Raw genomic sequence first — 15,659 nt, forward strand, 5'->3', positions numbered from 1 at the left:
GAATAACCCAACCGGTTACATCATAAACATGTATAGGATTCCGGGTAGTTATTGCCGATGGATGAAGGCGATATTTCATCAAAGGCGTCTGAATGATGACAACTATATAGTTCTGCTGAATTAACCTGTTGAAAAATTCCAAATCATCACACGGCCAGAACTTTGGATCCAGTCCCCCGCTCTTCAAATAAACTTCCCTTTCAATCATTAAGCCGGTGATCGCAACACTGACTATCTCTCCTTTTTCACGGACCTTAATGCAATCCTCAACAGTTTCAAGGCCCGGATGTCTTTGCATACCAAGCATTTTACCTTTGTCATTCACATAGTAACTGTGGCAGCTGGTGGCCTGCACGTTTGTATTTTCCTGGTGAAATTTTAGCTGGGTTTCAAGCCTTGAAGGAATCATGAGGTCGTCTGCGTCAAGGAACGCGCAATATTTGCCGGTTGCTTTCTGCACACCGTTATTGCTCGTGGCTCCTCGTCCGGAATTTACCTGGTATACAGCGTGTATCCTGCTATCAGTTTGTTCATATCTCCGGATGATTTCTGCAGACTTGTCTTTTGAACCGTCATCCAATATAATGAGCTCAAAATCCTGAAAAGATTGCGCTAACACGCTTTCGATGGTTTCTGTTAAATATTTTTCCTGATTGTACACTGGCAGAATAACAGAAACCAATGGGGAATTAACCATTAAGAATAAAGGTTTGTTTTAAGTGTATAATGCTATAAACTCGTATATAAAGATACTTAATCATGTGCAGATTTCGTGCGATTTCCTTATGTAAATGGCGTCTGGCTTCTGTGATAGTTTTGAACATACTGCCCAACAACAAACTCAAAGAATCTGGAATTGTCATTACAAAAGTTTTAAGTTGGTAAGATAAATCCTGACCAGCTCAATGGGATCAGTCCGTCTGCAAATAGTCTCCGGATATTGAATATTGAGTTGATGTACATGTCTCGAATTTTGTGGAGTTGAAATATACAATGCTTTGAAAAAGATGAAGTCCTAACGCCAGAATACTTTATTTACAGGTCGGGATAACCTTCTGAATTGTTTGGATTGAATAATCGATATTGACTTGACAAGTGATTGCATTGCTTAATCGTTCTCAAAAATGTACGATTTGTTCATCTTGAGTATCAATACCACATAAGGCTTTAAAGTTAAGTTCCATTATTTACCTGAAATTTTGAAATCGGAAGTTGAATCTCAATGCGGATCGATGGGAGCCTTTGACTTTTCGGGCCGAACATTCTTGCTCCCGACTTACTCATTTCTTTTTCAGGATGAAGCATGGATTCGCTAAAAGACAGTTGTTGTTAAGTGGACTTAGGAACCGTATCTCTTGAGGTACAACAAATAACAAACTCAGCAGACAGATATTCTAGATATTTAAGGAGAGACACATCGAAATATTATTTCGGATTGTTCCGTCAAAAATCCACAATGTTTAATCCTGTCATTCAGAAGCTGAGCTTTCCTAGGCAAACTTTTCGCTGACAAGTCATATGTCACTTTCTGCAAACTCGAATTTAAAATTTATCTGAAAGGCTTATAGAACGCCTCGTGGGCTAATTTTAACATAGGCTTGTCACCTCTAGTATCTCCATAAGCATAAATTTTGTCATAGTCTTTTAAGGAATATCTTTCCATGATTCTACGGACCTTTTCTTCTCCATGACAGTTAATATCTTGAATCTTACCTGTAAGTTTATGCGATTTCTCTTCAAGTTTTGTTCCGATCAAATCTAATTGCATTGTGTCTGCCCACGGCTTTACCCAATTTTCGGCTGAAGCAGTTACAATCACCACAGTAGCTCCACTATCATTAAGTTTTTGTATTTCTTCCAACGCCTTTGGCCTGACTAACTTTGGTAGGACTTCCAAAGAAAACTGCTTACAATCTTGATGAAACTTACCGATGTCAGTATGACTAAAAAAAAATCCTAGAATTTTTTCCTTCGCTTTTTTATTTGAAAGAAGTCCAATTTTGTAAGCAATCAACACAGGGGCATGTAATAAAAAGCCAATATAAAAAGGAAGGTTACCCTTGCTAAATTTGATAAATTCCAATAGCGTATCTCTTTTCGTAATTGTACCATCGAAATCAAAAAATGCTATATACCTCATTATGATTACCAATTAAGATCTGGCGGATTATTTTAAAAGTCTAGATACTTGAAAGATTTATTAATTATAAACAGCAATTAACGGATATTTGAAGAGAGCTATAATGCAAAACATGAATTTATATTTTGTTAAGCAGTTTTTTGAAGGCCATTTTCATAATGGACATTATTCACAGAAAATATAGCAATAACTGAGATTGAGGATAGTATATTGTCGAAATTTATAATTATTAGTTGATTGAGAACAATGGGGTGCACTATTAAATCTCCACAATAGTTTGTATTTTGTCAATCAATTAGATACAAAGTGACCTATATCAAGCTATTACGGCCCAAAGACTGGGCTAAAAATCTATTTTTGTTTATTCCCCTTTTCTTTGCAGGCGAAATTTTTAATCTTCAAAAGATTACGGAAATTTCTTTTGGCTTTCTTGCATTTTGCTGTATAGCGAGCTCTATTTATATTCTCAATGATTGCCGAGACGCGGAGGAAGACCGCAAACACCCCATTAAAAAGTATCGGCCTGTTGCAGCAGGGGCCGTGACCAAAATTGGGGCGTTGATCCTTGCTACTGTCTTAACTGCTGCTGGATTTGCTGTAGCATGGGCAATTCGGGACAAATTTCTGTTTGTGCTTGCGATTTATTTCTTACTGAATGTTGGATACTCTTTTGGTCTAAAATCGTTTTCTATTCTTGACATCTTTTTGTTAGCCATTGGATTTGTGTTACGTATCAAAGCTGGATCTGTGATCTCTTTTGTGCCTTTATCGGAATGGATCATCATAATGGTTTTCCTTCTCGCACTTTTCATGGCCGTTGGCAAACGCAGGGATGATGTATTACTAAAGATAGAGTCGGGAACGGATATGCGAAAAGCCATTAAAGGATATACGATGGAATTTCTAAATGTTTTGCTCACCTTAGTTTGTGCCGTGATAATTGTCGCATATTTTATGTACACAATGTCAGAAGAGGTTATGCTCCGCCTGGGCACGTATCGATTATACTACACTTGTTTGTTTGTGATGGCTGGCATTTTCCGTTATCTTCAAATAATCTATATTTCCAAGGATTCGGGCTCTCCAACTGCTATTCTGTATAAAGACCGCTTCATTCAAATCACTCTGTTACTGTGGATCATCAGTTTTGTTTCTATTTTGTACTTTAAGAATATATCAATATTTCGCTAACTTAAAGAATATATCGAGTGCACCATTCCCGTTATGCGATTTCGGGCAAACGGTCGATACAAAAGATTATTCACAAATCATTAGAAAATCTTGGATTAAATTTTTATTTTGCCTACACTAAACCCCTTATATGAAATTTATCAACAAATCCGTGGATGAATTAAAGGAATTCGCTAAGCAGTACAGATCTGAATACCTCAACGCTGAACCATTTCCCAATATTTATTTTGATAATTTTTTTATCCCTGAGAAGCTAAAACAGGTTTTGGAGGAGTTCCCCGACCTAACTAAAAAACCCGACCTTAAGTTTAATGATCCTAACGAAATCAAACTTGCTTCCAAAGGTGAATATAGGTTTGGGGAAACTACGAAAGAATTAATGCATTACCTTAACTCCCAACCATTTCTGGAATTTCTTACCATCTTAACCGGAATTGAAGACCTAATCCCAGATCCGCATTTTGACGGCGGTGGCTGCCACGAAATTCAGCCTGGGGGGTTATTGAAAATCCACGCCGATTTTAACAAACATCCAAAAACGAAGCTTGATAGAAGATTAAATGTTCTTGTCTATTTGAATCAAGACTGGAAAGAGGAATATGGTGGCCATTTTGAGCTATGGGATAAGGATATGAAAGAATCGCGAAAGAAGATATTACCACTGTTTAATAGAATGGCTATGTTTTCCACGACTAGTAACTCCTATCATGGTCATCCCAATCCTTTAAGGTGTCCTCAAGACAGAACCCGCAAATCCTTAGCATTGTATTACTACACAAATGGGAGACCCGAAGATGAGACCACTACAAGCTCCCAAAATCACAATACCTTGTTCAAAGCTAGACCAGAAGATAAAAAGCCTGTGCTGACAGTCAAGGAGGCTATCAAGCTATTAACTCCGCCAATAATTTTGAAAGCATTTGGAAAATAAAATAAAGAATGTTCTATTTTATGGCACCTGCCAGACTAAATTACTAACCAAGTGAACTCATTTGAAACAATAGACTATGGAAGTCATGTATAATGAATCCATAAAAGGGATTCATCTTGGTGACAGTGAGTTAAAGGGTAGATGTATTGTGATTGTAAGTCTGCAGCCGTGGTACTATGAGATTGGTAGCAATTGTAAGAATTTGGCTGTCCATTTTGCCAAAAACAACCGGGTTCTATATGTCAATGCTCCTGTAACCCGCAAAACTTATTTTTCTAAACTTAAGAATGCAGGCCTTTCAAAGCATTGCACAATTATAAGGCAGAAGGCTCAACCTGTCAGGCCAATCAGCGAAAATCTGTGGGAACTATATCCTACAACGCTAATCGAGTCTATAAACTGGTTGCCTGCAGCATTTATTTTCAAGCAGCTAAACTTCGTAAATAATGTACGATTTGCGAAAAATATAAAACGTGCTGTTGAAATACTCGGCTTTACAGATATTATCTTATTTAACGACAACGATATCTATAATGGTTTCCACCTGCAAGAACTCATCAAGCCAACGTTATATGCGTATTATATGCGTGATTTCTTGCAGGGATACTCGTTCTGGAAAAAATTTTCAAAAATACTAGAGCCAGAGTTGATTCGCAAGGCCGACGTCGTCGTAGCCAATTCCCAATACTATGCAGATTATGCTAAGGCCTACAATCCTCATTCATACTATGTTGGTCAGGGTTGTAATCTCGAAATCTTTAAAGAAAGATCCAGAGAAATGCCGCCCGAACTAACCCATATTAAAAAACCAATAATTGGATACGTCGGTGCTTTAGACTCAGCAAGATTAAGCATTGACGTTATTAGACTGATTGCCACAAACAGGCCTGAATGGAATGTTGTATTGGTTGGACCCGAAGACGCAAACTTCACCGCAAGCGATTTACACAGGTTGAGTAATGTGCATTTTTTGGGAAGAAGAGATTTGAACGAGCTTCCACGTTATGTGCAGGCATTTGATGTTTGTATCAATCCACAATCAGTAAACGTTATCACCCATGGTAATTATCCATTGAAAATAGACGAATACCTGGCAATGGGCAAACAAGTGGTCGCAACAAAAACAAAGGCGATGGAACTTTTCAGTGACTATACCTACCTGGCTCAAGAACCAGCTGATTACCCAGGATTGATACAAAAAGCACTTGAAGAATCTGATTTCGCGAATAAACAACGGCTCGTTAGTTTCGCATGTAGCCACACCTGGGAGAATAGTGCCAAGCTTATATATCAGGCATTTTTGTTGACCGGGCGATAAACAAGCTACGGTAATACCTACTCCTTATGATGAGTTAGTGAAAATTTTCTGCAAAAAATCGTGTTTGGGAAGTTAAAAAAAGACACAGACAGCCTTTTTGACTTTCTTACAAAGGTTAACCAACGACACACAATATTAGTTTCGAAGTTCCCCAGTTGCTTAACGTGAGTGTGGATATTTTACCTGGGATAATTATCACAAGTATTTCAAATATAGTTCGAAAGAGGTAGAGATTACCAAAGCGTAAATCTATCTTCCTGATCCCGGAAATAAAGAGGGCTGGATCGTGTTACGATTCCAGCCCTCTTTATTTGATGAACTAAAAAAGCCCCGTTTATTGCTTTATCAGTTTGATTATACTGCTTTGTAATCCTTGTTTGATTTGAAGGTAATATTGTCCTTTCATCAAGTCCTGTCCGACTGTGATAGTAGTATTCGGTTGTACTTCTGTGATAGTTCTTATCAACAGTCCTAACTGATTATAAATATTGATTGTGACTGGTGTTGCTTCAGAGTTGCTTTTCAGATTCAGGTTGAAGACACCCTTTGATGGATTTGGCCAGACAGTGGCAGACAACGCAGTTGGCGCATCTATTCTTGCCACCGAATTTGAAACCGTTACAACTACATCATCATATGCAACATTACCCTTGCCATCTGTTGCTGTGAGCCTGAAAGTGTAAACTCCTACTCGCAGATCCTGAAGTTCTGTTACGCTTGAATAAGCTGAATAAATGTTATAGTTATCAGGACCGGAAAACTTTGTCCAACGATATGAAATATCCGTACCGTTAGTGGCAGAACCTTGAAGTATTGCACGATACCTCGGGAGTATTACCCGAATATCACTTCCAGCGTTCACGGTGAGCTTTTCAGAGACCGGAGGCTGAGATGTTGTTGGTGGCGCCTGGATTATCGCCTTATCAATAGTGATTTCTACATCATCAGTACCGGTAGCGCCTTTATCATCGGTTATCACAAGCCTGAACACATAAACTCCTTCAACAAGTCCTGTTATATTGGTTGCAACTGCATTGGCGTCAGTGATATTGTACTGGGATGGTCCGGAAAGCTTTGACCATCTGTGTCGTATAAAGAGTCCATCTGTATCATATGACCCACCTCCGTCAACTCTTACACTATTATTTGGAAGTTGCAGTTTCTGATCCATGCCTGCTTTTGCAACTGGTGCCCGATTATTACCCAGGGGTGCGGGATTAACCTTGATCTGTACCTGATCAGTTGACGATGCACCTTTGTTATCTGTTACCTTTAATTGTAAAGTATAGGTTCCTTCAACAAGATTAACAATTTCACCAGATATCAAGTTATTTGAAGCCCAGTCAAAACTGGAAGGTCCATCTATTTTACTCCATTCATAAGTTACAATCGAACCGTCAGGATCAACACTCTTACTTCCATCGGTTCTAGCCGAATTCGTGGGTAAAGTTATCACGATATCCTGTCCGGCATTGGCAATAGGGCCTTGATTACCCACGACAGGGGCTTGTTTAACCTCCACCTGAACGACATTACTCGCGCTGGCCCCGTGGTTATCAGTAACCTTAAGCTGGAACTGGTAGATTCCCTGGACCAAGTTGTTTATAACACTCTGCGCCTGGGATGGTGATACAATGCTGAACTGGGTCGGTCCGGCGATTTTTGTCCATTCGTAAGAAGTTATGCTTCCATCTGCATCAGTACCGCTACCCTTTACAGTGATACTATTTGTCGGCAGAGTAACAGTTTGATTGCTTCCTGCTATCGCCACCGGTGTTTGATTAACCACAGGAGGTGTCGTTGTGCAATTTGAATATACTATCCCAGCCTCAACGCTAATTATCACAGGTTGTCCGTTTGACTTCTGGGTATTGTTGCAAATAATATTTGACCTGGCCATACTGCGACGTAGATCTGCTACAGTCATATTCAGAGAGGGATGCCGGTGTGCCCCAAGCACATTATTTTTGATCCAAAATGTTGTACTGTCCACTGGGGATGTCGTCCGGGTGTCAACAGCTATGTTGGTTGGCCAGGTTAAACTTCTGTTGTTTACCCAACCACTACTGTCAACTGTATTGTCTTCGATTCGAACAAGTCCTGAACCGCCCAAAGAAGCTATACCCCAGGTATAGGTGTTTTTAATATTATTATGATGTACGTATGCACGGGTATAACCACCAAGGGAAATCCCCGTTCCCTGAGCATCGTCAAATTGTAATCCGGTATTCCGAACAGTGTTATTGTATATTTCATTATTACCTGACATTGCACCAGACAATTGGATACCTGGTCGCCCGGTACCGTCAATAATATTGTTATAGATCCTTATGTTGCTCAAACGTGAAGGAGCATAATACTTTGTGACTCCATTGCAAACAATTGGACGGTCTAAGTTATTTGGGTCCGTACTTCCCATATAAAATCCCTGACTGTCCATTTCACGTATGAGACAATCATGTACGGAGATGTTATCGAGTGTCCAATTTGGAAAGTTTAGTGAAACATCGCAATCTGCTTCGTTCTTGATCCAGAACCCGTACTCTTTGTGATTTATGTAAAGGTTTGTCACTTCTATGTTACTCGATTTTCCAGATATGCTTACTGCAGGACCCTGGGCATCCACTTTATTGTCTTTTATCTGAAACCCGTATTGATCACCACTGCCTGTTCCAGCAATTTTTAAATTGGTTGTATTAGTAATTCCAAACCCATTTGTCATAATCACTTGTCCGCCTTCATTCACTATCACGACAGGGCAGGATGCAGTTCCGTGGATCCCGTCCATAGAAAAGTAACTCCAGGGACTATTGGCTGCCTTCAATACAAAGGTATCTCCGGGTTGGTAGGAAAAATTACTCCCGGAAATATATTTGCCTCTATCACTACCAGGAACAATATATATCCTCTTTCCTCCGCACTGTGATCCCGATGGAACGGATGATGCGGCGTTAACTGTGATATCGACCGTGGCACTATTTGTATTTGCACTATTATCAGTAGCCTCCAGCTGGAACCTGTAAACTCCTTGTTGAAGATTCTCGATGACAGTCTGTATTTGGTTGGGGGACGCAATATTGAATTGTGATGGACCGGAAATTTTTGACCATGAAACAGAAACAATACTTCCATCCGTATCTTGAGCACTACCGATAACAGTTATCCTATTTGTTGGAAGAGTTATGGTTTGATTTGCACCAGCATTAACTACTGGTTTTTGATTTCCAGGTATTTGAGGAGAAGTGGCATTGACAGTTACTTGCACTGTGTCAGCTTTGGCTGCACCTCTGTTATCAGTTACTAATAATTTGAATTTATAGACACCCGCCTGTAATAAAGTCAAGCCTGTTTTAGCTGTTAATGGGGTCGATAAAGTTGAAACAGAAGGTCCTTGTATCTGAGACCAATTGTATGCACTAATACTACCATCGGGATCAGCGGATTGAGTGCCATCCAGCGTCGCAACGTTAATAGGCAGAGTAATACTTTGATCTGCTCCGGCATTGGCAACTGGCGGCACATTCACAATGATCTGCACATCGTCTGTAAACGTTGTACCTTGATTACTTGTCGCGGCCACGCGAAAAATATATGTACCCTGAGTAAGTCCATCTACTGCTGTACTTGCAGCATTTGGATTTCTAAATATGGGAGACCCGGGTCCTGAAACCTTCGTCCATAAAAAAGTTGAAATGCTTAACCCCGTAGGCGCTACTGCGCTGGCGGCTAAATTGATTGACGACGCTGGTAAAGTTATTGTTTGATCAGTACCAGCATTTACAGATCCACCTGATCCTCCCGTACTACCAGACAGCCGTTTATAATCCAGCATTCTTGACCAGAGATTTTTTCCGTTGAAACCAGTAAACGCCAGGGTATATGGTGGATTCCATGCAGAAGAGTTGTGATCCGCACCTTGCATAGGTATCAAAACAACAGGTCGGGTAGGATTGCCAGCCTGTACTAGCGACTGGTACCGAACCGCTCCAGGCCAATGCGAGTCTTCGGTGCCACAAGCTGCCCAAACAGCGACCTCAGCCAGCGCTGCGTTACTCAGTTTAGCCTCACGAGCCGGATCTACTTCTGCTGTCGATAAAGGCACAATGGCAGTAATATTATTTTTTAACCAATCTACACCTCCATCGGATATGCATGTCCAGGTACCATAGCCTCCTGCAGACAATCCGGAAATAATTACTCTGCCCACATCTACCCTATAGTTTGAGGTAATATTCGGAAGAATGTTTTTTATATGGGTAAATTGGAATGACCAGGATGAGTTTGCAGCATGTGGTGATACTATAATATATTTTACGGTTTCACCAGTTACCGGATCGATCCCGTAGGGCTTTAAACCCTGCGCAATTAGTTGAGGAAGTCCCGTGTTTAGTACCTGATTGATATTTTGTGAACTTCCTTCACCGGCTCCATGCAGAAAAATCAGGAGTGGATATTTTTTTGTCGGATTTGCAGCATAGTCGTCCGGTAGATATATTAAAGCCTGGGCTTGAGTGCCAGAAGCTGTAATAGGGACATTAATAACTGTTTGGTTTCCGATGACAGTTCCAGTAGCGACTTGCGAAAACACTACATTAGACATTAGCAACAAGCTTACGGAAAGTAAGATAGCTTTTAGGGGTTTCATAGGATAATGCATTATGTTAATGAAAGGGGCTTTAAGAATTGGCCTAAAGGTGAGTGTCAACATCAAATAGGTATTGAAGTTTCGGTTTAAGGGTTTTAGCCAATCGAAATTGTTATTTTAAGGTGAAAATTTTCTCTCCACGGCCAACCTGTGATAACAAATTCTGTACCAGAAACATTAAATAACCATTAAAAATGTACCCTGATTCGATTTCACCAAAGGCTTGTATCCCGTGAAGCCATTGATTTACAGAGCTAAAGCTCCGACATCACCCGTGAGTAAGCGAAATTCCGTGAAGATATAATATCGCCGGTATGGAATTCTTCCCCGAATTATTCACTTTTTTTTCCAGATAATGTTGTTGCTCCGACTTTTGATTCTTGAGGGAAGATCGTAGTCATTCCATATCTGAAGCATTCTGGCAAGACTTTCCTGGCTGCGATGATAAGCGTAAATCGGCCAGTTAGTTTTTCTATTAACAATTTGTAAACGGCCATATTCCCGATAGTTGTGTTTCCTGGCCTTGAATGAATTAGTTATAGCTTTCCATTCATCCTCGGGATTCACGCCAATTTTTTTATATAATTCGCCTCCTCCAACCGGGAGGGTATGCCGCATTAATACAGAGTCAAAAACAATCAGTCTGTTTTCCGGATATTCCAAGATCTTTGACCATACGGAATCCACACCCCAGCTCGACCTATTGCCGACGAATGAAGGTAAGCATATCCTTAAGGTTTGGCTTTCAAACAATGGCGCCATTACTTCTATCTGGCCTACAAACCGGCAGAAACTATTCTTCTGTTGCTTAAACATTGGCCAGCTGCAGAAAGAATCAGGAGACAAAGCCGCCTGAGAGATTGCAGATTGAAAGGCCCTGCTTAGATAAAACATTTTGTTGATTTCATCCGTGCTAATCTCAATATCATCGTCGAGGAAATAAAAATATTCGTATTTATCCAGCCACTCCGGGTGGAGACTTGTAAAGAGTTCATGTAACATGTGGTACTTGAATCCCTTAAGATGAAAAAAGTAATCCGCATCTTCGTATAAGGATGGATCGTTTATCTCCTCGTGATAAAACAATAAACAAAGATCAAAATCTCTATTTTCTGATGCTTTTAGCCAGCTATCCTTAAATAGACGGGATTTATTGCCGCAAGGCGCGATAACGATGTTTTTTGATATCATCTTTAGTATAAACGATTTGGTGCTGCAGAAAATTTTGTGAATAAACAAAATACCAGAAAACTTTAATACTTCCCTGTTTTTAAGGAAATAGGTAGCAGAACACAATTAAAGGTCCTCCGATTTAGACGAACCGACTTTTTGAAGTATGTTTGGCTAGCCTAAAACCCCAACCCCAAAAACGAATTTTTTGAGAAAATACCTTTCTTCTTACTGGATTCGCTCTGCTATTTATACCTTTCTGCAGCGATTTTCTTTATCGTTGTTTGGGTTGGTTAATTTCTTGATTTTGGTCAGGTTTCTTACAAAAGAACAGATGGGTACCTGGGCGTTGTTTCTTATAGTCACAACTATTTTTGAGGTTTCGAAAAGCGGCCTGTTAAAAGGTGCACATATCAGATTTGTCAGTGCAAGCAATGAACCTATCGAAAAAACAAATATCGCATCTTCTTCATTTATTATAAATATTTCCATTAGCATTTTATTTATTCTCTTTCTTTTGTTGTTTTCAAAGCCGCTTTCGGTCTGGTTACATGGTGGACCCGAGCTAAGTATGATGCTCATCTACTTTATCCCTGGTCTTATCGCCATGGTATTTTTCTCCCACTTTGAGGCGATTCAGCAATCTCACTTCGATTTTAAAGGTGTATTTGCAGGTCATTTCATAAGACAATTAATTTTTTTCGGAATTATTTTCATTCATTTTATACTTGATAATCGTTTTTCTCTTGTTCAACTCGCCTTGTTTCAGTCTGCTGGAATCGTTGGGGGTACGACAGTGATTTATTTGCTTACGCGTAAACATATGTCCCATAAATTTGATCCTTCCATTCCCGCTATAAAAAAGATCTTCGGATATGGTGGTTATATTTTCGGGTCGGGCATGCTATCGAATATATTTGCTAATGTAGATCAGGTAATGACAGCAACGTTCCTGACGAATCCAGCCTTCGTTGCCTATTACAATACCGCAAGCAGGATCAATGGATTTGTAGATATACCTTCTTATGCGGCTTCAGAAATAATTTTTCCAAAAGTATCTCAGGCATCTGCCCAGGTAGGGATGGAGAAGGTCAAATATCTGTATGAAAAGATGGTTGCAATACTATTGTCTTTCACTCTTCCTGCATCTATCTTTGTTATAGCTTTTCCCAATTTGGTAATCAGTATGATAGCGGGAGCTACTTATGTCCCGGCTGCAATCATTCTTCAGCTATACATGGCTACTGGAATATTACGACCAATGCAAAATCAAGCTGCGAACGTCCTCAATTCGATTGGAAAACAGAAGCTATGTTTCGTTGTTAACGGAATTTCCCTTGCTGTGAACTTATTAGTAAATTATATCTGCCTGGTTCAATTTGGGCTCTATGGAGCAGCATTAGGTACTTTAATCACATCAATTTTAGGGGCTATCGCGTGGTATGTGATTATGCGAAAACAGATATCGCTCTCCCTTGGCAGTGTTATTCTGCAGATCAGGCAATTCTATGGGCTAGTGTTAACCCGTAGTTGGAAAATTATTAATAAAAAATTAAATTTCGTCGCCTCCTCCGGTACTTAAGTTTATGATCGCCCATTTGATTTTAACGCATAAAAACCCCAGGCAGTTAGAAATGCTCATCGAAGCTTTAGACCATGAGCGATTTCACTTTTACATACATGTCGATAAGAAAACCGCAATCGAACCTTTTCAATACCTGAGTGAAAAAAAAAATGTATTTCTAATCCGCAACCGTACAAAAGTCTATTGGGCTGGGTATGGTACAATACAAGCCACCATTAACGGTTTTGAAGAAATCCCTTTAGGAAAGTACGACTTTGTAAATGTTATTTCATCACAGGATTTCCCAATAAAGTCGCCTCAATACATCTATGATTTTTTTGACCGCAACAAGGGATCGGAGTTCATAACTTGTGAGTCAGTAGACGATGAATGGAAAGATGCTGCGCCGAGGGTCAAAAAATACCATCTTATTAACTGGCAGATTCCCGGCAAGCATAGAATTGAAAAATTACTTAACCTAATATTGCCTCCCAGAAAATACCCCTTAGATCACAAAATCGTTGGAAGATCGAACTGGTTTACTTTATCTGCGGCTGCGATAACCTATTTGTTGGAATTTTTTAGGCAACATCCAACTATTCCCCGCTACTATAAATATTGTTGGGGAGCCGATGAATTCATTTTTGCTACTACCCTGTATAATTCCAAATTTAAAAGCGATATTAAAGACAGCCTAACTTACGTAGACTGGACCCAACCTGAAAGCCCGGGCCATCCGAAGATTCTAACAGTGCAAGACCTGGAACGATTAAAAACCACTGACAAACTGTTCGCAAGGAAATTTGATATGAGTAAAGATGCACAGGTTCTGGGCATCCTTCATAGTTGGATCCGACGCTCCGTTTTAGAGTAAAAATTAATTGATCTTCGATCATACTCTTTTGAACTATATTAATTTTTTTTTACTTTTATTAGCTTAGTCTTTGTTTCCCGTCGATGGCGGAAAACAGAAACTTGAGAAACGATCGATTTTCTCCGGTCTCAAACCCTATCTCTATGCTGTTCAACTCCCTTCAATTTTTAATATTTTTTCCAGTAGTCACTATTCTTTACTTTCTTTTACCACATAAATGGAGATGGCTGCATTTACTGGTCGCAAGCTGTGTCTTTTATGCCGCGTTTATACCTGCTTATCTTATTATCCTATTCGTCACAATTATCATTGATTATGTTGCAGGAATAATGATTGAAAATGCCGAGGGGAGTAAAAGAAAACGATACTTAATTGTCAGCATATTTGCAAACGTAGGAGTGCTGGCAATATTCAAGTACTATAATTTCTTTATAGATAATATAAACCACCTCCTTCATTCTTCAGGGATCGCTACGTATAATCTTCCCTTGCTCAATATTATTTTACCAATCGGGCTCTCCTTTCATACTTTCCAGGCAATGAGTTACACCATTGAAGTTTTCAGGGGAAATCAAAAAGCTGAAAAGCACTTCGGTATTTACGCTTTATATGTAATGTTCTATCCACAACTGGTTGCAGGACCAATCGAAAGACCCCAAAATGTGCTACACCAGTTTCATGAAAAGAAATTCTTTAAATACCGAAATGTCACAGATGGCCTCAAATTAATGATGTGGGGAATGTTTAAAAAGGTTGTTATTGCTGACAGGTTGGTGCAACTAACTGATCCTGTATTTAATGATCCATATTCATTTTCTCCATTAATTCTCTTACTGGCAGCCATATTTTTCTCGTTCCAGATTTTCTGTGATTTCTCGGGATATTCGGACATAGCTTTAGGGTCCGCAAAGGTGATGGGCTTCAAATTGATGAAAAACTTTGACAAACCTTACCACGCCAGGACAATCTCTGAATTTTGGAAACGTTGGCATATATCACTCTCGACCTGGTTCAGAGATTATTTGTACATATCTCTGGGCGGAAACAGGGTATCTGTACCAAGGTGGTATTTCAATCTATTCTTTGTCTTTCTCGTAAGCGGGTTGTGGCATGGAGCCAATTGGACCTTCATCGTATGGGGCGCCCTTCACGGTTTTTACTTAGTTTTCGCAATTCTCTCACACGAATTTCGCTCGAAAATAAACTCAGCATTAGGAATAGATAACCTACCCAGACTTTACAGCGCCGTACAGGTTGCCACCACTTATTGTCTGGTGACATTTGCATGGATATTTTTTAGAGCAAATAACATCCACGAAGCTTTATATATTGCAGGCAAAATTCCTACCGCTTTGTATGAGCTCGTGATGCTCCCTTTCACTAATAACGTGATTGCCTTGGTTGGCAAAGTTCCAATTTATAGCATAGACCTGTTGCTATCTTTTCTCGTTTTAGTTTTTCTAGAGAGTGTTCACTTTTTACAGCGTAAATACAACCTTTTGACACTTGTAAATTCCCGGCCTGTTTATGTCAGATGGGGAATATATTATTGTTTACTTCTTGCAATAGTTTTTCTTGGGGTGTATGAGAACCGTCAATTCATCTATTTTCAATTCTAACTAATTTGTTCTAATGCGAATCAGATCATTCTTTCTCAACCTGGCTGTTTTCTCGATTCCTTTGATATTGTCCATTTTCATGTATCTCTGGATGGATCCATTTAAGGTGATTGGTCATTATGATTCTTATTACGACTCTAATGAGCCAAATTACATTAGTCTCAACAAAGACTTTGTGTCAACAAGAAACTGGATAAATCATTATCC

11 protein-coding genes are annotated in these 15,659 nt (G+C 39.5%); 7 read left to right on the forward strand and 4 right to left on the reverse strand.

All coding sequences use genetic code 11. The annotated features are described in order from the left end of the window. Both ACX0G7_RS26475 and ACX0G7_RS26480 read right to left on the reverse strand, forming a co-directional pair. The coding region (locus tag ACX0G7_RS26475) for a glycosyltransferase family 2 protein (RefSeq protein ID WP_458926562.1) at positions 1 to 697 on the reverse strand (697 nt) is incomplete at its 3' end. A gap of 852 nt (positions 698 to 1,549) precedes the next feature. Continuing rightward, positions 1,550 to 2,140, reverse strand: a complete 591-nt coding sequence (locus ACX0G7_RS26480) for an HAD-IB family hydrolase (RefSeq protein WP_458926563.1) — start codon at positions 2,138 to 2,140, stop codon at positions 1,550 to 1,552. 306 nt (positions 2,141 to 2,446) lie between these two features. Here ACX0G7_RS26480 and ACX0G7_RS26485 point away from each other — a divergent pair, with 306 nt between their 5' ends. The 3 genes from ACX0G7_RS26485 (at position 2,447) to ACX0G7_RS26495 (ending at position 5,580) form a co-directional block, all read left to right on the forward strand. Next, a complete protein-coding gene (locus ACX0G7_RS26485) occupies positions 2,447 to 3,331 on the forward strand; it encodes a decaprenyl-phosphate phosphoribosyltransferase (RefSeq protein ID WP_458926564.1) in 885 nt (294 codons plus the stop codon). Positions 3,332 to 3,461: 130 nt separating this feature from the next. Next, positions 3,462 to 4,262: a 2OG-Fe(II) oxygenase gene (locus tag ACX0G7_RS26490; protein ID WP_458926565.1), complete on the forward strand. Its 801-nt coding sequence runs from the start codon at positions 3,462 to 3,464 to the stop codon at positions 4,260 to 4,262. A 76-nt stretch (positions 4,263 to 4,338) separates the two neighbouring features. After that, positions 4,339 to 5,580: a glycosyltransferase gene (locus tag ACX0G7_RS26495; protein WP_458926566.1), complete on the forward strand. Its 1,242-nt coding sequence runs from the start codon at positions 4,339 to 4,341 to the stop codon at positions 5,578 to 5,580. 334 nt (positions 5,581 to 5,914) lie between these two features. Here ACX0G7_RS26495 and ACX0G7_RS26500 read toward each other — a convergent pair whose 3' ends face one another. Both ACX0G7_RS26500 and ACX0G7_RS26505 read right to left on the reverse strand, forming a co-directional pair. Next, a complete protein-coding gene (locus ACX0G7_RS26500) occupies positions 5,915 to 10,225 on the reverse strand; it encodes a PKD domain-containing protein (protein ID WP_458926567.1) in 4,311 nt (1,436 codons plus the stop codon). A 336-nt stretch (positions 10,226 to 10,561) separates the two neighbouring features. Further along, positions 10,562 to 11,416 (reverse strand): DUF707 domain-containing protein, encoded by an 855-nt coding sequence (locus ACX0G7_RS26505; protein WP_458926568.1) that lies wholly within the window; start codon positions 11,414 to 11,416, stop codon positions 10,562 to 10,564. A gap of 187 nt (positions 11,417 to 11,603) precedes the next feature. On the opposite strand from ACX0G7_RS26505, the gene ACX0G7_RS26510 reads away from it, so the two are divergent. The 4 genes from ACX0G7_RS26510 to ACX0G7_RS26525 all read left to right on the forward strand — a co-directional run. Then, positions 11,604 to 12,977 carry an oligosaccharide flippase family protein gene (locus ACX0G7_RS26510; RefSeq protein ID WP_458926569.1) on the forward strand — a complete coding sequence of 458 codons (1,374 nt, stop codon included), beginning with the start codon at positions 11,604 to 11,606 and terminating at the stop codon, positions 12,975 to 12,977. A gap of 4 nt (positions 12,978 to 12,981) precedes the next feature. After that, positions 12,982 to 13,833, forward strand: a complete 852-nt coding sequence (locus ACX0G7_RS26515) for a beta-1,6-N-acetylglucosaminyltransferase (RefSeq protein ID WP_458926570.1) — start codon at positions 12,982 to 12,984, stop codon at positions 13,831 to 13,833. Between the two features lie 143 nt (positions 13,834 to 13,976). Next, entirely contained in the window at positions 13,977 to 15,452 is a 1,476-nt protein-coding gene (locus tag ACX0G7_RS26520; protein WP_458926571.1) for an MBOAT family O-acyltransferase, read from the forward strand. Between the two features lie 13 nt (positions 15,453 to 15,465). Continuing rightward, positions 15,466 to 15,659: hypothetical protein (locus ACX0G7_RS26525; RefSeq protein WP_458926572.1), on the forward strand; the 194-nt coding region annotated here is incomplete at its 3' end.

The organism is Flavitalea antarctica (assembly GCF_054461535.1).